Origin of the sequence: Mesorhizobium sp. Cs1299R1N3, assembly GCF_037179625.1 — a bacterium.
Classification (GTDB): domain Bacteria; phylum Pseudomonadota; class Alphaproteobacteria; order Rhizobiales; family Rhizobiaceae; genus Mesorhizobium; species Mesorhizobium salmacidum.
The window spans coordinates 505,323-523,954 of sequence record NZ_JAPYKQ010000001.1; the positions used below are offsets into that span (position 1 = coordinate 505,323).

The window sequence follows — 18,632 nt, forward strand, 5'->3', positions numbered from 1 at the left end:
GTTCTCTCCCCGTCAGACGCGTTCGATGATGGTTGCGGTACCCATGCCGGCACCGATGCACAGTGTCACCAGCGCGGTGTTCAAGTCGCGGCGCTCGAGTTCGTCCAGCACCGTGCCGAAGATCATCGCGCCGGTGGCCCCGAGCGGATGGCCCATGGCGATGGCGCCGCCATTGACGTTGATCTTGTCGTGCGGGATCTCGAAAGCCTGCATGTAGCGCAGCACCACCGAGGCGAAGGCCTCGTTGAGCTCGAACAGGTCGATGTCCGACAGCTTCATCTTGGCGCGCTTCAACAGTTTCTCGGTGACGTCGACCGGGCCGGTCAGCATCAGCACCGGCTCGGAGCCGATGTTGGCGAAGGTGCGGATGCGGGCGCGGGGCTTGAGGCCCATCGCCTTACCGGCCTTCTTCGAGCCAAGCAGCACGGCCGCCGCGCCATCGACAATGCCGGACGAGTTGCCGGCGTGATGGACGTGATTGACCTCCTCGACCTCCGGATGCTTCTGCACCGCCACCGCGTCGAAGCCGCCCATTTCGCCGGGCATGACAAAGGACGGGTTGAGCGAGGCGAGCGACTGCATGTCGGTCGACGGCCGCATATGCTCGTCATGGTCGAGAATGGTGAGACCATTCTGGTCCTTGATCGGGATGACCGAGTTCTTGAAGCGGCCATCGGCCCAGGATCTTGCGGCGCGCTTCTGGCTCTCGACCGCGTAGGCGTCGACGTCGTCGCGCGAGAAGCCGTATTTGGTGGCTATCAGGTCGGCCGAAATGCCTTGCGGCACGAACCAGCCGGGCAGGCCGACCGAAGGATCCATGAACCAGGCGCCGCCGGACATGCCCATGCCGACGCGCGACATCGATTCGACGCCGCCGGCGACGACGATTTCATCGGCGCCCTGCGCGATCTTGGCGGCGCCGAAATTGATGGCGTCCAATCCGGAGGCGCAGAAGCGCGAGATCTGCATGCCGGGTGCCTTGGTGTCGTAGCCGGCCTCGAAAGCGGCGGCACGCGGAATGACGGAGCCCGCCTCGCCGACCGGGTCGACGCAGCCGAAGATGATGTCGTCGACCGTGCCGGTGTCCAGTCCGTTGCGGTCGCGCAGTGCTTCGAGCGTCCTGGCGGCGAGCCGCACCGCCGGCACCTCGTGCAGCGATCCGTCCTTCTTGCCCTTGCCGCGCGGCGTGCGAACGGCGTCATAGACATAAGCTTCGGCCATTTTCATGCTCCTTGGGTTCGCTGAAGAGAGCTGCTCAGAGCGAGCGTCCGATCAGCAATTTCATGATCTCGTTGGTGCCGCCGTAGATGCGCTGGACGCGGGCGTCGCGGAACATGCGGGCGATCGGATATTCATTCATGTAGCCATAGCCGCCGTGCAATTGAAGGCATTCATCGACGACTTTGCCCTGCAGGTCGGAGAGCCAGTACTTGGCCATCGAGGCCGTTACCGGATCCAGCCCGCCATTGATGTGGCGAGTGACGCAGTCATTGTAGAACACGCGGCCGATGGTGGCCTCTGTCTTCAATTCAGCCAGCTTGAACTGGGTGTTCTGGAAGTCGATGATCGCCTTGCCGAAAGCCTTGCGCTCCTTGACGTAGTCGATGGTCAGCGCCAGCGCCCGCTCGATCATGGCGATCGCCCCGGTGCCGATCTGCAGCCGCTCCTGCGGCAATTGCTGCATCAGCTGGACGAAGCCCTGTCCCTCTTCATGGCCGAGCAGGTTGGAGGTCGGCACACGCACGTCGTTGAAGAACAGCTCCGATGTGTCGTTGGCCTTCAGCCCGATCTTGTCGAGGTTGCGGCCGCGTTCGAATCCCTCGACTTCATCGGTCTCGATAACGATCAGCGAGGTGCCCTTGGCGCCCTTCTCCGGATCGGTCTTGGTGACGACGATGATGAAGTTCGCCAGCTGGCCGTTGGTGATGAAGGTCTTGGAGCCGTTGATCTTGTATTGGTTGCCGTCCTTCTCGGCACGGGTCTTGACACCCTGCAGGTCGGAACCAGCGCCAGGCTCGGTCATGGCAATGGCGCCGATCAGTTCGCCGGTGGCGAGCTTGGGCAGCCATTTCTTCTTCTGCTCCTCCGAACCGTAATGGAGGATGTAAGGGGCGACGATCGAATTGTGCAGGCCGATGCCGAAACCATCGACGCCGACATGGCCGATCGCCTCGATGATGGCGCTCTCATGCGCGAAGGTGCCGCCCGAGCCGCCATATTCCTCCGGCATGGACGCGCAGAGCAGGCCGGCGGAACCTGCCTTCAGCCAGCTTTCGCGGTCGACCATCTCGTTCTTCTCGAACTCGTCGTAGCGCGGTGCGATCTCCTCCGACATGAAACGGATAGCCATGTCGTAGAGCATGCCGACCTCGTCGGCCGCCCAGGCTGGCTTCGGCAAAGAGAGCACTTCGGCGGGATTTGTCGCCACGATTTCCTCCGCGTATCGACAGACAGAAAGGCTAGCGAGACCGAGTTTAGAACGCTTCCGCCGGCAGGGCCATCAGCGTATCGGCGCCGCTTGAAATCCGGGCGAGGTGCGCCGAGGTTTCCGGCATGATCCGTTCCATGAAGAAGCGCCCCGTCACGACCTTGTTGTCATAAAAGGATTGGGAACCGTTGGCGCCGGTCTTGCCCTGCGCCGCCTTGGCCATTTGCGCCCACATGTAGCCCAGCGCCACGAGGCCGAAGAGATGCATGTAGTCGGTCGAGGCCGCACCGGCATTGTCGGGCTTGGCCATGCCGTTCTGCAGCAGCCACATGGTCGCCGCCTGCAAATCGTTGAGGCCCTTCTTCAGACCCTTGGTGAACGGCGCCATCTTTTCGTCCGCGCGGTTTTCCTCGCAGAATTCGCCGACCTCCTTGAAGAAGGCCTGTATGGCACGGCCGCCGTTCAAGCCGAGCTTGCGGCCGACGAGGTCGAGCGCCTGGATGCCGTTGGCGCCCTCATAGATCATGGCAATGCGGGCATCGCGCACGAACTGGCTCATGCCGTGCTCTTCGATGTAGCCATGGCCGCCGAACACCTGCTGCGCCATCACGGCGTGGTCGAACCCCTTGTCGGTCAGCACGCCCTTGACCACCGGCGTCATCAGGCCGGTGTAGTCGTCGGCCGCCTGGCGGTCCTTGTCGTCGGCGGAGCGGTGCGCGATGTCGGACTTGATCGCCGTCCACAGCGCCAGCGCGCGGCCGGCCTCGTTGAAAGCCTTCATGGTCATCAGCGAGCGGCGGATGTCGGGATGGACGATGATCGGGTCGGCCTTCTTCTCCGGCGCCTTAGGGCCCGACAGCGAGCGGCCCTGCAAACGGTCCTTGGCGTAGGCGACGGCGTTCTGGTAGGCGATCTCCGACAGCGACAGGCCCTGCAGGCCGACGCCGAGCCGCGCCTCGTTCATCATCGTGAACATCGCCTTGAGGCCGCCATTGGCCTCGCCCAGCAGCGTGCCTTCAGCCTCGTCATAGTTCATGACGCAGGTCGAATTGCCGTGGATGCCCATCTTCTCCTCGATGGAACCGCAGGAAACGGTGTTCCTTGTCCCCGGATTGCCCGACGCGTCGAGCTTGAGCTTCGGCACGATGAACAGCGAGATGCCCTTGACGCCTTCCGGGGCACCTTCGATACGGGCCAGCACCAGATGGACGATGTTGTCCGACATGTCATGCTCACCGGCCGAGATGAAAATCTTCTGGCCCGAAATCTTGTAGGTGCCATCGCCGTTCGGCACCGCCTTGGTGCGCAGCAGGCCGAGATCAGTGCCGCAATGCGGCTCGGTCAGGTTCATGGTGCCGGTCCAGGTGCCCTCGACCATCCTGGGCAGCCAGGTCGCCTTCTGCTCGTCGGTGCCGTGGGTGATGATGGCCGCGATCGCACCCTGGGTAAGCCCGGGATACATCATCAGCGACATGTTGGCCGACACCATGTATTCGGCCACCGCCGTGTGCACGGCATAAGGCAGGCCCTGGCCGCCGAACTCGACCGGAGCCGCCAGACCCATCCAGCCACCTTCGCGATACTGGTAGAACGCTTCCTTGAAGCCCTTGGGCGTGGTCACCGAGCCGTCGTCGTGGCGCACGCAGCCTTCCATGTCGCCGACACGGTTGAGCGGATGCATGACGTTCTCGGCGAGCTTGGCCCCTTCGGCGAGAATTGCCTCCAGCACGTCGGGCGTTGCGTCGGCAAATCCGGGAAGGTTCGAATAGCGCCGATAGCCCAGCACTTCGTTGAGCACGAACAGCGTGTCCTGGACCGGGGCCCTGTAGATCGGCATGCTTTCCTCCACCATGCGGATAAAGGCCCTGAAATCAAGCCGTGCGCGGCAAGCGGGCCAATGTCGAAGTGGCAATAGCAAATATTGACGTTTGCGTAAACGTCAATATTTTCGATGCGACAAGATTCCGCCGCCACGCGCGCGGAGCCTAGCGTTGCGGCATTGCGCAAGCCAGCGCGAAACAGCAGGCCATGACAGCGAAAAGCCGCGCGGCATGGCCACGCGGCTTTGATGGTGAAGGTCCGACAGTGTCGGAGAGTGGCTTAGCTCGCGACGCTCGCCTGCGGCGTCGAACGCTCGGCCAACATCTGGCGCACCGCCGACATTGAGCCGCCGAGCTCATTGATGGCGTCGTCGATCAGTGCCCGCTGCTTCTGCAGGCGAGCGAGCTGCTTCTCCGACTTGTCCAGCGCCAGCCGCAACTGCTTGGTGTTGGAACCTTTCGGATCGTAGAGGTCCATCATCTGCTTGACGTCGCGCAGCGAGAACCCAACCTTGCGGCCGAGCAGGATCAGCTTCAGCCTGGCCTTGTCGCGGCGCGTATAGAGACGGGTCGAACCGTCGCGCTGCGGGTGGAGCAGGCCTTTGTCTTCGTAGAAGCGCAGCGTGCGCAGCGTCACGCCGTACTTTTTGGCCATTTCGCCGATGCGGGAGAGATCCTCGCCGACTTCGACGGATGCATTATTGGTATTGGCCGCGGTCTCGCCGGCCGAGATAAGTTTCATGGTCACTGGCTTCCCCGTCTGGTGGCGTCGCGGTCCCGGACCATGCGTCGCCTGACTGGAAGCGGGGGCGTGCTTCCAGCCGTGGTTTCAACAAACAAATCGCAAAACAGCACAGTTGATGCGCCATTTACGTTTACGTCAATTCTATACCGATAGCCGCCTCATGACGCAAGGGCGTTCTGAGAACGGTGCTTTATGCCGCACCGGAAATCGCGACAGCCAACTTCCTTGCAACTTCTTAAGCTTGGTTAACGCGTTGTTTACCACGTTGGGCGAAATGTGCGCGTGTCGGCTATCCGTGGTTATCCTGTATCGAATTTTCACGGTTTTTCGGAGCGCGGGTGAAACCCGGGAAGCTTGTCTTCCACCGTGGCATGGAAGCGCGGTCGCCTCGTTCCGGCAGGGACTTGGGGAGCTGGTCGCAAGCCGGCCAATCTGAAAGACGGACGCACCGATGAACAGCAAGCGGTCCTACCTCGATACACTCAATGCCGGCAGGCAGCGCAAGCCGCGGACAACGCTCGAGCAGCTGAACCGCTCGCTGGAGACCCTGGAACAGCGCCTGGGGCAGACGCGTGAGGACGCAACGGCACGGCCCGTTCCTCGCCAATATGGCGCCGACCCGCGTTACCCCGCCGCCGAACCGCGTTATCCCGCCGCGCAGCCGACGGCCCAGCAGCGCTGGTATGAGGATCCGCAGCCGGCACCGCGTGCGCACAACCCGGCGCCCTCGCCTGCCTTCGACCAGAATTACCAGGCAATCGCGCGCGACATCGACCGCGTGCGCGGCCAGGAAGACAGCGTCGCGATGGTCGGCAAGATCGCGGGCGAGCTGCGCGGCATGCGCGAGGAACTGCGCCACCAGGTGACTTCAGGCCTGCAGCGCGAATTCGACGCGCTGCGCAAGGACATCGACCGCGCCTTCCAGGCGAACGCCAAGCCCGGCGCGACAGGCAAGGGCAGCGCCGAACTCGGCGTGGAATTCGAGCGGCTGTCCGGTGCCATCAAGTCGCTGTCGGAGAAGAGTGACGACAGGAGCGTCAACCTGCTGCGACTGGAGCTCGAGCAGGTCAAGGCCGCGCTCGAGACGCTGGCGCGTGAGGAGAGCGTGCAGAAGGTCGACCGCCGCTGGGACGATTTCGATCGCCGCTGGACGGCTTTCGAGGACCGCGTCGACGCCGACCAGCGCAAGCGCTCCGACGATCCCGCCCTTGCGGCCCTGACCGATCGGCTGGAGCAGATCAGCAACGCCGTCAACAACCTGCCGGAATCGCTGTCGCTGCGTTCGCTGGAGGAAAAGGTCCGCACACTGGCTGGGGCGGTCGACCATTTCGCCAACCAGCAGGACAATCGCGGCGGCGGCACGCTGGCCATGATCGACGAGCGCCTGGACGAGATTTCCCGCGCCATCGTAGCCTCGACAGTCGCCGCACAGGCCAATTCAATCGACCACGAAGCCTTCGAGCGCATCGAGAAGCGAATCGACTCGCTCGCCCAGCAGATCGAGGAAGTGGCGCAGGACCGTCCCGGCAATATCGTGATCGACCGGCTGAACACGCTGTCGAGCCGGGTCGATGACCTCGCCGGCCGCGCCAACCTGCCGGAGCAGGCGATGGAACGGCTCGCCAAGCAGATCGCGCTGATCGCAGACAAGATCGATCAGGCGCCGGCCATGCCCGACGCCGACTACATCTTCCACGGGCTTGAGCAGCGCTTCGACGTGCTGTCCGGCATGATGGAGCGTCGCCAGGGCGACGCCATCGAACAGGGCAACATGCTGTTTCGCGATCTCGAGCGCCGGCTGGACGAGGTTGCCGACCGGCTGGACCATCGCAGCATGGCGCAGGTCGACAGCGCCGGCATCATGGACGCCATCGACGCCCGCTTCACCGCACTGGCCAAGCGCATGGAAACGCGCGCTCCCGATCCCGCCGGCGAGGCGGCGATCCGCGGGCTGGAAAGCCGGCTCGAGGATATTTCAAGCCGGCTGGACGCTTCGGCGGCCCAAGTCGCCGGCATCGATCCGGCGCTGATCCGCAGCCTGGAGGCGCAGGTCGCCGGCCTGTCGGCGCATCTTTCCAAGCCCAGCACGCCGCTGCCGGATTTCGAGGACATCAGCCCGCGCCTCAACGAAATCGAAAAAGCGCTGGCCGGGACCCGCGATTCCATCCTCGGCGCCGCACGCGAGGCGGCTGAGAACGCGGTGCGCTCGCTGGCCGGAACGAGCACCAATACAGCCGCGGTATCTGGCCTCGCCCAGGACCTGAAGACGCTGGAGACATTGACGCGGCGTTCCGACGAGCGCAATTCGCGCACCTTCGAGGCGATTCACGATACATTGCTCAAGATCGTCGACAGGCTGGGTTCGCTGGAAACCAGCGACCCGTCCGAAGCGGTAAGCGAACTCCTCGACGCGGCTCCGACCGAACCGAGCGGCTGGCGTGGCGCACGGCGGCCCAAGATGGCCGTGAACGCGCCGTCGATGACCATGGACGAGCCGCAGCCGCTGACCGGCATGGCCGATCTGGACGCGCATGCCGCGGCCATATTGCGCGCCGAGCCCGGCGAGCCGGCGCTGCACGTTGAAACGGGCTTGTCTGCCCGGCCGGGCGCGCGCTCACCCGCGGAAGCAGCAGCCGCCGCCGCGATGGCCGCACTCGGTTCCGACGCCACCGCTGGAAAGGACCAGCCTGCTGGCCGCAGGTCGATGTTCGGCGGGCTGGCGCGCGCCTTTAAGGGCAAGAAGGCGGCGGATGTTCCGCCGCTGGCCGGCTCGGCGCCGAGCGTCGATATCCCGAGTGTCGATCTCGACGAGCCGCTCGACCCGAGAGTCGCCAACCGCCCGCTGGAGCCCGGCTCCGGCGCGCCCGACCTCAATGCCATCATGAAGCGCGTGCGCGACGAGCGCGGACAACCGGCAAAGCCCGGCGACAGCGACGCGGCGAAGTCGGATTTCATCGCCGCTGCCCGGCGAGCGGCGCAGGCGGCCGCGGCCGAAGCCGACGCCCTGAAGCGCCAGTCGACGATGAAAGGCCCGGTCAAGGCGCTCAGGATAGGCGATCTGCTCAAGGCGCGGCGCAAGCCGATCCTGATGGCTGCGGCAGCGATCATGCTGGCGCTTGCCGGCCTGCAGCTCGGCAAGGCGTTTCTTTCGGATCCCGCCCAGGTGGCAAATAACGACACGGCCCCTATCGTCGCCTCGCAGCCGGTGAAGACGGCATCTGTCGATGCCGCCAGCCAGCCGAAGACCGAAGTCCAGCCGGCGGCGACAGACATCGCGCCGGCCCCTGCCGTCAGGCAGGCCGAACAATCCGCGCCGGCAAGCAAGGACGACATGACGGCTCAGACCGTCATGGCCATGCCGTCCGATACGGACGCGATGCCGGATACCGCATCCGCCGCCAGGCCCGCTCCGGCGCCGGTTGCGCCGGCCGTGGCTTCCGGCCCGAGCACAGCCGCTCCCGACGCGATGGCTTCGGCCGCGCCGGCGCCGGTTGCCCCGATGACCGCTGCTCCTACCATGACGGATCCGGCACCGGCCGCCATCGCTGGCGGTACGCAGGCGGATGCCGATGCCCAACCGGCCCCTGCCGCGCCAGTCGCGACCGAGGCAACGGCCAACGACACGACTGGCACCGTTGCGCCCGTGGACAAGGAGGCGGCGACAGCCGCGACCAAGTTCGACATCCCGGCAGATGCCGGCCCGGCCGCTTTGCGTGACGCCGCCGCCGGTGGCGACGCCAAGGCATTGTTCGAGGTCGGCACGCGCTACGCCGAGTCGCGCGGCGTCAAGGAAGACATGGCGGTGGCCGCCAGATGGTATGAGAAGTCGGCGGAACTCGGCTTCGCGCCGGCCGAATACCGCATTGGCAATTTCTACGAGAAGGGCATCGGCGTCGCGCGCGACATCAAGAAGTCGAAGACCTGGTACCAGCTCGCCGCCGCGCAGGGCAACGCCAGCGCCATGCACAATCTGGCGGTGCTGTTCGCCATGGCCGCCGATGGCGCGACCGACAATCAATCGGCAGCGCACTGGTTCCAGGAGGCCGCCGACCTCGGCGTCAAGGACAGCCAGTTCAATCTCGGCATCCTCGCCGCCAAGGGCGTCGGCATGAAGCAGAACCTGGAGGAATCCTACAAATGGTTCGCGCTGGTCGCCAAGACCGGTGACAAGGATGCCGCGGCCAAGCGCGACGAGATCGCCAATGCGCTGCGGCCCGAGCAGCTCGAGCGGGCGCGCGCAGCGACCGAATTGTGGAAGGCCAAGCCGCTCAACGCGGCGGCCAATTCGGTGGACATTCCTGAATCCTGGCAGGAAGGCACGCCGCAGACGACCGCCGGCATCGACATGAAGAAGGCGGTCAAGAACATCCAGCTCATCCTCAACAAGAACGGCTATGACGCCGGCGGTGCCGACGGCGTGATGGGCGGGAAGACCAAGAACGCGATCATCGCTTTCCAGACCGCCAACAAGCTGCCGGCGACCGGCGCGGTCGACGAGAAACTGGTCAAGGCATTGCTGGCGCGCAAATAACGGCAGAAGCGTCGTTTCCACGACGCCCTTGCCATATATTTGCCTGTTAACTGATTGAGTTGTCTTTTTGTTTCGGCGCGGTGGCGGGATTTGACCCCGCTGCCGCGTCGTCGCAAGAGAAAATTGGCTTTTCGATGCGATACTGTCCGCAACGGCTTTATTCGCCGACAGGCAAACTGATCGAGACTGACGGGTGGGCATCTATCTCCCGATCGCGGAAATTTCCGTCAACGTCTTCGTGCTGCTGGCCATGGGCGCCGCGGTGGGCTTTCTGTCGGGCATGTTCGGGGTGGGTGGCGGCTTCCTCATCACACCGCTCTTGATCTTCTACAACATCCCCCCGGCGATCGCGGTCGCCACCGGCGCCAACCAAGTCATCGCTTCTTCCGTCTCCGGCGTCCTTTCGCACATGAAGCGAGGCACACTCGACTTCAAGCTCGGCGGCGTGCTCCTGGCCGGCGGCATCGTCGGGTCCACCGCCGGCATCTACGTGTTCGGCTTCCTGCGCAGGCTCGGCCAGCTCGACCTGTTCATCTCGCTGCTCTACGTCGTGCTGCTCGGCACCGTCGGCGGGCTGATGCTGGTCGAAAGCATCAACGCGCTGCGCGCCACGCGCAGCGGGGCGGCACCGGTGCTGAAGAAATCCGGCCAGCACAACTGGATCCACCGCCTGCCGCTGAAGATGCGCTTCCGCGCGTCGAAACTGTTCGTCAGTGTCATTCCGGTGCTCGGGCTTGGCGCCGGCATCGGCTTCCTGTCGTCGATCATGGGCGTCGGCGGCGGCTTCATCATGGTGCCGGCGCTGATCTATCTGTTGAAAGTGCCGACCAACGTCGTCATCGGCACCTCGCTGTTCCAGATCATCTTCACCTCCGCCTACACGACGCTGGTTCACGCCACCACCAACCAGACCGTCGATGTGATGCTGGCCTTCCTCTTGATGGCCGGCGGCGTGGCCGGGGCACAATATGGCGCCAAGGCCGGCCAGCGGCTACGCGGCGAGCAATTGAGAGCCCTGCTGGCGCTGCTGGTGCTGGCGGTGGCGATCCGGCTCGCTACCGATTTGTTCGTCACGCCACCCAACCTTTATTCGCTGTCCGGCGCGGGCCTCAACTGATGAATGGCCTGAAAGCGCTCGCAACCGTCGCTCTCCTGTCCCTGACCGCCGCCGCGCCGGCGAAGGCGCAAACGCCGGTGACGGAAGGCATCCAGATCGGTCTCTCCACCGACGCGGTGTCGATCACCGCCGGCTTTTCCGGCGCCGACCTGACCATTTTCGGTTCGCTGGAAAATCCCGACCCGCTGGTGGCACGCCAGGGCCGTTACGACGTCATCGTCGTGCTCGAAGGGCCACCAAAACCGGTGGTGGTGCGCCGCAAGGACCGGGTGCTGGGCGTCTGGGTCAATCTGGATTCCGAGACCTTCGAGAACGTGCCGGTGTCTTATTCTGTGGCGACGACGCGGCCGTTGCAGGACATCACCGAACCCAATAGCTACAAGCAACTGTCGCTTGGCGCCTCCAACCTTTACATGCAGCCCGCCGATGCCGGTGACAGTCCGGCGACGATCGAGGAGTTCACGGCGGCGCTGCGCGAGCGCAAGGCCGCCGCCGGCCTCTACAGCGAGAATGTCGGCGGCGTGCAATTCCTGTCGCAGAACCTGTTTCGCGCCACCGTCAGGCTCGCGCCTAATGTGTCGGTCGGCACGCACAAGGCGCGCGCGTTCCTGTTCAAGAGCGGCCTCTTCGTGACGGAGAGTTCGGCGCAACTCGAAATCCGCAAATCGGGCTTCGAACAATCGATCTTCCGCGTTGCCCACGACTATTCGTTCCTCTACGGCGTATTCGCCATATCGCTGGCCATGGTGACGGGCTGGCTCGGCCGGCTGGTGTTCCGCAAAGATTGATGCTGCGGGAAAAGAGGGGTTCCCCTTTTCCCCGCCATGCGATAAACCGCCGCCTCCCAGCCCAGGGGCAAACACGCACATACAATTCGCAAGAGCGGTCCCGGACGACAGCGCGATGCGCCGCCGCTGTTTTGCCGCCGTGAAACAATGACAGGAGGCTGCAATGCATCAGGCATTCGGCGGCATCGACTTCGGCACGTCCAATTCCACGGTGGGCGTGGTCCGGAACGGCAAGGCGCGGCTGGTCGCGCTGGAGGGCGAACAACCCACTTTGCCAAGTGCCGTGTTCTTCAACTTCGAGGACGGCCACACCTATTTCGGCCGTCGCGCGATCGGCGATTATACCGACAGCATCGAAGGCCGCCTGATGCGCTCTTTGAAGAGCGTGCTCGGCAGTTCGCTCGCCCACGAGAAGACGCGTATCAAGGCGCGCCAGATCGGCTTCATCGACATTATCGGCCTGTTCATCGGTCATCTGAGGACGCGGCTGGAGGAGGACGCCGGCGGCGTGGTGGAGAGCGTGGTACTCGGCCGCCCGGTGCAGTTCGTCGACGACGATGCGCAAGCCGACGCGGAGGCGCAAGGCGAACTCGAGAAGGCTGCCCGTGCCCAGGGCTTCAAACATATCGCCTTCCAGTTCGAGCCGATCGCAGCGGCGCTCGACTACGAGCAGAAGGTGACGCGCGAGGAACTGGCGCTGATCATCGACATGGGCGGCGGCACGTCGGACTTCTCGATCGTGCGGGTCTCGCCGGAGCGCTCGCGATCGACCGACCGCAAGGACGACATCCTGGCCAGCCGCGGCATCCATATCGGCGGCACCGATTTCGACCGGCTGCTGAGCATCGCCCATGTCATGCCGCAGCTCGGCTACCTCTCCGCGACCAAGGACGGCAAACGCAATCTGCCGGCCAGTTACTTCATCGATCTCGCCACATGGCAGCGCATCAACCTGGTCTACACCGCCAAGGCGATGACGCATCTGCGCCAGATCCGCTACGAGGCCGTGCGCGCCGACCTGGTCGACCGTTTCATCCACATCGTCGAGCACCGCTACGGGCACGCTCTGGCGGCACTGGTCGAGAAAGCCAAGATAGAGCTGACCGACAGGTCATCGGCGGACGTGGCGGTGAAGCTGCCGGACGTGGCATTCGCCGCCGGGATCACGCGCGACGGGCTGGAGGCCACGATCGCCCGGGATATCGAGCGGGTCACCGAGACGGTGGCGCAGACCATCCGCGACGCCGGAGTCAAGCCGTCCGACATCACCGCGGTGTTCCTGACCGGCGGATCGACGGCGATTCCGCTGGCAAGGCGGGAAATCCTGTCGCTGGTGCCGCAGGCTTCCGTCATCGACGGCGATATGTTCGGATCGGTCGGGCTTGGCCTGGCGCTCGACGCGCAGCGGAAGTTCGGCTGATCCTACCCTGACCCGTTCATCTCCTCGGCCAGATGCGCCTTCAGCGCCATCTGGGCCAGGCTTGCCTGACGGTCGCGATGGGTGATCATGGCGAAGTCGCGCTTCGGCAATTCGATCGGCACGGCTCTCAAGCTCCCTTCGGCGACCGCGCGCCCGACGACGAGCTCCGAAATGATGGTCGCGCCGGCGCCCGCCTCGACGGCCTGGCGAACCGCCTCGTTGCTGGGCAGCACCAGGAATATCCTGAGGTCGGCAAGCGAAATCCCCTCGCGTCGCGCCAGATCCTCCAGCACCTCGCGTGTACCCGAGCCGCCCTCGCGGATGATCCAGCGCAGGCCGGTGATGTCGGGGCGGCCCGGCGCGATTTCGGCGATCTTGGGATGAGAGCTGGCAACGACCAGCATCAGCCGGTCGGTATCGACCTTGGCGCGGCGCAATATGTCGGATTCGGTGCGCCCTTCGACCAGGCCGAGATCGGCGGTTCCATCGAGCACACTGGCCTCGACCTGCCTTGTGTTGCCGATGGTGACGCTAAGCCTGACGGCCGGATGCGCCTCGTGGAAAGAGGCCAGCCGGCGCGGCAGCCAGTAGCTGGCGATGGTCAGGCTGGCGGCGATGGAGAGGCTGCCGGCGACCGTCTGCGAAACATGTTCCAGCACATTGCGGGCGGCGGCGGCCCGCTCCAGCACGGCCTTGGCCTCGGGCAGGAACCGGTGGCCGGTCTGGGCCAGCTCGATGTTGCGGCCGACGCGGTTGAACAGATGGACGCCGTGCTGCTCTTCCAGCGCGCGAATAGCCGCCGACGCGGCCGATTGGGAAATGCCCAGGAGCTTGGCCGCCTTGGTCATGTGGCCGCGCTCGGCGACGGCGACGAAAATGCGCAACTGATCCAGGGTCATGCGCGCATTAAGAACCAATATCGATCGAATTTACAAGAACAACTGATTAGACGGATCGATAGCTTTATTCTACTTTTTCGGAAGAAGTTAGAAAAAATTCGCCAGTGGATCGCGAAGGATAAAATGATCGGGCGGTTCAGATCCCTGCTTGCGCATTGGACCCGCGGCATCCGACGGCGGTTGGCCGGTGATCGATATCACCCGGAAGAGCATTACATGTGCGGCCCCGGGCCGAAGACGCGAGCCAAATCCGCCGGCCGCGCGAGCAGCATGGGATCATGATGCAAGGACCGCCGCGCGGCGCCAATTCAGCCCCTTCGCAACGCCAGCTTGCCGACACGCGAGCTCCCGACGAAGGCGACGGGGTCGACACCTCGCCTGACGTTTCCGACAGCATCGCCAAGACGATCTGCTACATGTGCGCCTGCCGCTGCGGCATCGACGTGCATATCAAGGACGGCAAGATCCGCTACATCAACGGCAACAAGGATCATCCGGTCAATCGCGGCGTGATCTGCGGCAAGGGCAGCTCCGGCATCATGCAGCACTACAGCCCGGCCAGGCTGAAGAAGCCATTGCTGCGCACCGGCCCACGCGGCTCGGGCGAGTTCCGCGAGATCGAGTGGGAAGAAGCCTTCTCGATCGCCACCGAGCGGCTGTCGAATATCCGCCGGACCGAGCCTAAAAAACTCGCCTTCTTCACCGGGCGTGACCAGTCGCAATCCTTGACAGGCTGGTGGGCGAGCCAGTTCGGCACGCCTAACTTCGCAGCCCATGGCGGCTTTTGTTCGGTGAACATGGCGGCCGGAGGCCTTTACACCATCGGCGGCTCGTTCTGGGAGTTCGGCGAGCCCGATTGGGACAACACGAAATACTTCATGCTGTTCGGCGTCGCCGAGGACCATGACTCCAACCCGATCAAGATCGGGCTGGGCAAGCTCAAGGCGCGCGGCGCCAAGGTGGTCTCGATCAATCCGTGCCGGACCGGCTACAATGCGATCGCCGACGACTGGATCGGCATCCGGCCCGGAACCGACGGCCTGTTCGTGTTCGCGCTGATCCACGAACTCTTGAAGGCCGGCCGCGTCGATCTCGATTATCTGCTCCGCTACACCAACGCGCATGTCCTGGTCATTCAGAAACCTGGCGCGGCCGATGACGGGTTGTTCGTGCGCGACAGCGACGGCAATCCGCTGGCATGGGACAGAGTGGCGAAGCGTCCGGTGAGCGCCACCGATGCCGACGCCAAACCGGCACTGACCGGCAGCTACGATGTCGATGGCCGCCGCTGCGTTCCGGTGTTCCAGCTCATTGCGGACCGCTATCTCGACGAGAGCTACGCACCTGATGCGGTCGCGGAGCGTTGCGGCATCTCCGCCGGAACGATCCGCCGGATCGCCGCCGAACTGGCCCACGTCGCCTTCGAAAAGGCAATCGAACTGCCGGTTGCATGGACCGACTGGGCGGGCCGCCGGCATGAGACGATCAAGGGACGGCCGGTTTCGATGCACGCCATGCGCGGTATCTCGGCCCATTCCAACGGCTTTCACACCTGTCGCGCCATTCACCTGCTGCAGGTTCTGCTGGGCACGGTGGATGTTCCCGGCGGCTTCCGCTTCAAGCCGCCCTACCCCAGATCCGCCCCGCCGGGCCCGAAGCCCTGCGGCAAGGACGTGAGGCCGATGACGCCGCTCGACGGCATGCCGCTCGGTTTCGTCTGCGGACCCGATGATCTGCTGGTCGACGAAGCGGGCACGCCGCTGCGCATCGACAAGGCCTATTCCTGGGATTCGCCGCTTGCAGCGCACGGTTTGATGCACACCGTCATCCGCAACGCCTGGGCGGGCGATCCGTACAAGATCGACACGCTGATGATGTATATGTCGAACATGGCCTGGAATTCCTCGATGAACACGGTCGAGACCATGGCCATGCTCACGGACCATGATGAAGCGGGCAATTACAGGATCCCCTTCTTCATCTATTCCGACGCCTACTACTCCGAGACCGTGCCGTTCGCGGACCTCGTCCTGCCCGACACCACCTATCTCGAGCGTCATGACTGCATCAGCCTGCTCGACCGCCCGATCAGCCATGCCGACGGACCGGGCGACGCCATCCGCCATCCGGTCGTCGAGCCCGACCGCGACGTCAGACCGTTCCAGTCGGTGCTGATCGAACTCGGCGCACGGCTTGGCTTACCCGGCTTCGTCGATGACGACGGCTCGGCGACGTACCGCGACTACGCCGACTACATCGTCAATCATGAACGCACGCCCGGCATCGGCCCGCTCGCTGGCTGGCGCGGCAAGGATGAAACCTCGATCGGCATGGGCGAAGTCAACCCCAACCAGTTGCAACGCTATATCGATAATGGCGGTTTCTGGCACCACGACTTCGCCGATGACCAGCGCTACTACAAGATGGCCAACCGCTCCTATCTCGATTTCGCGGTGCAACTGGGCTTCATCCCCAAGGCCGAGCCGATCGTCTTCCAGCTCTATTCCGAACCGATGCAACGTTTTCGGCTGGCCGCGCGCGGACATGGCCTGGTGGTGCCGCCGCAGACGCAGCGCGAGCGCGTCGAGACCTATATGGATCCGCTGCCGTTCTGGTACATACCCTTCGAGGAAGCGGCCGTCGACCTTGGAAAATATCCGCTGCACGCGCTGACGCAGCGGCCGATGCACATGTACCATTCCTGGGGTTCGCAAAACGCGTGGTTGCGGCAGATCACCAGCCAGAACCGGCTGTTCGTACATCACCGGACCGCAGCCGGCCTCGGCCTCGCCGACGACGACTGGGTGTGGATCGAGAGCATCAACGGCAAGGTGAAGGGGCAGATCAAGCTGGTCGACGGGGTGAACGAAAGCACTGTCTGGACCTGGAACGCGATCGGCAAAAGGCGCGGCAGCTGGGGGCTGAAGGACGATGCCGCCGAGAGCAATCGCGGCTTCCTGCTCAACCACATCATCGGTGACCAGACTTCTGCTGACGCCAGCGGCAAACGCTATTCAAATTCCGATCCGGTCACGGGACAAGCTGCGTGGTTCGATCTGCGCGTGCGCATCGTCAAATGCGCGGCTGACGAGGCCGGCTTCACCGAACCGCAATTTGAGCGTTTTCACCAGCCACCGCACTTCGAGCCCTCGCCGGACAAGCTCACTTTCGGCGCCGGGTTCCGGCAGGCAAGAGAGGCGGCCGAATGACCTGTCTTCCAAATCCAGGCGGCAAGAAGCTTGGCCTCGTCATCGACCTCGACACCTGTGTTGGCTGCCAGGCCTGCGTCACCGCCTGCAAGGAGTGGAACACCGGCGGCCACATGGCGCCGCTGACCGACATCGACCCTTATGGCGGCAATGTCGACGGGGTCTGGTTCAACCGCGTGCACAGTTACGAGCACATCACCGAGATGGGGGGGCGCACGGTGAACTTCCCGCGCTCCTGCCTGCATTGCGAGACGCCGGCCTGCGTCACCGTCTGCCCGACGGGCGCCTCCTACAAGCGGGCCTCCGATGGCATCGTACTGATCGACGAGGACAAGTGCATCGGCTGCAAATTGTGCAGCTGGGCCTGCCCCTACGGCGCGCGCGAATTCGACACGGATGTCGGCGTGATGAAGAAATGCACGCTCTGCGTCGACCGCATCTATAACGACAATCTTGCCGAAGGGGACCGCGTTCCGGCCTGCGTCGCCGCCTGCCCGACCAGCGCCCGGCATTTCGGCGACCTCGGCGATCCCCAATCCCCCGTTTCGCAACTGGTGGCGGAGCGCGGCGGTGTCGACCTGATGCCGGAACTTGGCTATCGCCCGACCAACAAATACCTGCCGCCGCGCGCTCACACACAGCGCGCCGCATCGGCGGCCGCTCCCGCGCTGGAGCCGGTACGGGCCGAGGGCGGTTTCCTCGGCTGGGTCGACCGCATGCTTTCGAGCTGACCATCCATGCATCCAGCTTTTTCGGTCGTCTTCTTCACCACCGCCACGGGTGCCGGCTATGGGCTGCTCGCGCTGCTCGGCGTGCTCGGCCCGCTCGGATTCATCGCGCCCGATTTCTGGCCGGGCTTCGTCGGCATGGGGCTGGCGCTCGGCCTGATCGCCGCCGGCCTGTTGTCGTCGACCGGCCATCTCGGCAGGCCCGAACGTGCCTGGCGGGCGTTCTCGCAATGGCGCAGCTCATGGCTGTCGCGCGAAGGCGTCGCCTCGGTCGCCACCTTCATTCCCGCGGGCCTTTTCGGGATCGGCTGGATCTTCCTTGGCCGCCTCGACGGCTGGGTGGCGGCCGCGGGCGTTCTGGCCACCGTCGGCGCCATGGCCACCGTGTGCATGACCGGCATGATCTATGCCTCGCTGAAGCCGATTGTCCAGTGGCACAGCCCCTATACCTTGCCCGGTTACCTCATCTTCTCGGCGATGAGCGGCAGTGTGCTTGTGAACGCCCTGCTGCAAGGCTTTGCGCTCGGCTCGACTATTCTCCTCGCAGCTTCCGTACTGCTCACCTTGCTTGGCTGGGGTTGGAAACTGGCGACCTGGCGCCACAACGACCAGCTTGAAATCGAGACCAACGCCAACACCGCGACCGGGCTCGCCGGCGGCATGGTGCATTCCCTGGAATGGCCGCATACCGAGGAAAACTACCTGCTCAAGGAAATGGGCTTCCGCATCGCGCGCAAGCACAGCGCGAAGCTGCGCCGGATCGCGCAGGCGCTGGCCTTCGGTTTACCGATCCTGTTGCTGATCGCCGCCTTAGCCTTGCCGTGGCCGTTTGCGGCGGTGTTGTCGGCGCTCGCCGCGATCGCCCAGTTCGCCGGCCTGCTGGTCGAGCGCTGGCTGTTCTTCGCCGAAGCCAAGCACACGGTCATGCTCTATTACGGACGATAGAT

At 64.4% G+C, this 18,632-nt stretch carries 12 protein-coding genes; 7 read left to right on the forward strand and 5 right to left on the reverse strand.

Annotation, left to right across the window (positions count from 1 at the left end; genetic code table 11):
• Positions 1-12 precede the first annotated feature (12 nt).
• The 4 genes from O7B34_RS02365 to O7B34_RS02380 form a co-directional block, all read right to left on the reverse strand.
• Positions 13-1,221 (reverse strand): acetyl-CoA C-acetyltransferase, encoded by a 1,209-nt coding sequence (locus tag O7B34_RS02365; RefSeq protein ID WP_337144720.1) that lies wholly within the window; start codon positions 1,219-1,221, stop codon positions 13-15.
• Positions 1,222-1,255: 34 nt separating this feature from the next.
• Positions 1,256-2,428, reverse strand: coding sequence for an acyl-CoA dehydrogenase family protein (locus tag O7B34_RS02370; protein ID WP_337144721.1), 1,173 nt, complete (start codon positions 2,426-2,428; stop codon positions 1,256-1,258).
• A gap of 46 nt (positions 2,429-2,474) precedes the next feature.
• Positions 2,475-4,265: an acyl-CoA dehydrogenase gene (locus O7B34_RS02375; protein WP_337144722.1), complete on the reverse strand. Its 1,791-nt coding sequence runs from the start codon at positions 4,263-4,265 to the stop codon at positions 2,475-2,477.
• 263 nt (positions 4,266-4,528) lie between these two features.
• The gene (locus O7B34_RS02380) at positions 4,529-4,990 is read right to left on the reverse strand and encodes a MerR family transcriptional regulator (RefSeq protein WP_084636389.1); all 462 of its coding nucleotides are present in this window, start codon (positions 4,988-4,990) and stop codon (positions 4,529-4,531) included.
• A gap of 454 nt (positions 4,991-5,444) precedes the next feature.
• On the opposite strand from O7B34_RS02380, the gene O7B34_RS02385 reads away from it, so the two are divergent.
• The 4 genes from O7B34_RS02385 to O7B34_RS02400 all read left to right on the forward strand — a co-directional run bounded on the left by O7B34_RS02385 (position 5,445) and on the right by O7B34_RS02400 (position 12,849).
• Entirely contained in the window at positions 5,445-9,524 is a 4,080-nt protein-coding gene (locus tag O7B34_RS02385; protein WP_337144723.1) for a peptidoglycan-binding protein, read from the forward strand.
• A gap of 193 nt (positions 9,525-9,717) precedes the next feature.
• Positions 9,718-10,641, forward strand: coding sequence for a sulfite exporter TauE/SafE family protein (locus O7B34_RS02390; protein WP_027141986.1), 924 nt, complete (start codon positions 9,718-9,720; stop codon positions 10,639-10,641).
• On the forward strand, positions 10,641-11,429 hold the full coding sequence (locus O7B34_RS02395) for a TIGR02186 family protein (RefSeq protein ID WP_337144724.1): 789 nt from the start codon (positions 10,641-10,643) through the stop codon (positions 11,427-11,429). Before O7B34_RS02390 ends, O7B34_RS02395 begins: the two co-directional genes overlap by 1 nt.
• Before the next feature lie 163 nt (positions 11,430-11,592).
• Positions 11,593-12,849 carry an Hsp70 family protein gene (locus O7B34_RS02400; protein WP_337144725.1) on the forward strand — a complete coding sequence of 419 codons (1,257 nt, stop codon included), beginning with the start codon at positions 11,593-11,595 and terminating at the stop codon, positions 12,847-12,849.
• A gap of 2 nt (positions 12,850-12,851) precedes the next feature.
• Here O7B34_RS02400 and O7B34_RS02405 read toward each other — a convergent pair whose 3' ends face one another.
• Positions 12,852-13,748, reverse strand: coding sequence for a LysR substrate-binding domain-containing protein (locus tag O7B34_RS02405; protein ID WP_337144726.1), 897 nt, complete (start codon positions 13,746-13,748; stop codon positions 12,852-12,854).
• Positions 13,749-14,026: 278 nt separating this feature from the next.
• On the opposite strand from O7B34_RS02405, the gene O7B34_RS02410 reads away from it, so the two are divergent.
• From O7B34_RS02410 to O7B34_RS02420, 3 genes are read left to right on the forward strand one after another with little or no spacing between them, the layout of a single operon-like run.
• Positions 14,027-16,957: a molybdopterin oxidoreductase family protein gene (locus O7B34_RS02410; RefSeq protein ID WP_337144727.1), complete on the forward strand. Its 2,931-nt coding sequence runs from the start codon at positions 14,027-14,029 to the stop codon at positions 16,955-16,957.
• Positions 16,954-17,688, forward strand: coding sequence for a 4Fe-4S dicluster domain-containing protein (locus O7B34_RS02415; protein ID WP_337144728.1), 735 nt, complete (start codon positions 16,954-16,956; stop codon positions 17,686-17,688). The genes O7B34_RS02410 and O7B34_RS02415 overlap by 4 nt, the downstream gene beginning before the upstream one ends.
• Before the next feature lie 6 nt (positions 17,689-17,694).
• A complete protein-coding gene (locus O7B34_RS02420; RefSeq protein WP_337144729.1) occupies positions 17,695-18,630 on the forward strand; it encodes a dimethyl sulfoxide reductase anchor subunit family protein in 936 nt (311 codons plus the stop codon).
• Positions 18,631-18,632: the final 2 nt, after the last annotated feature.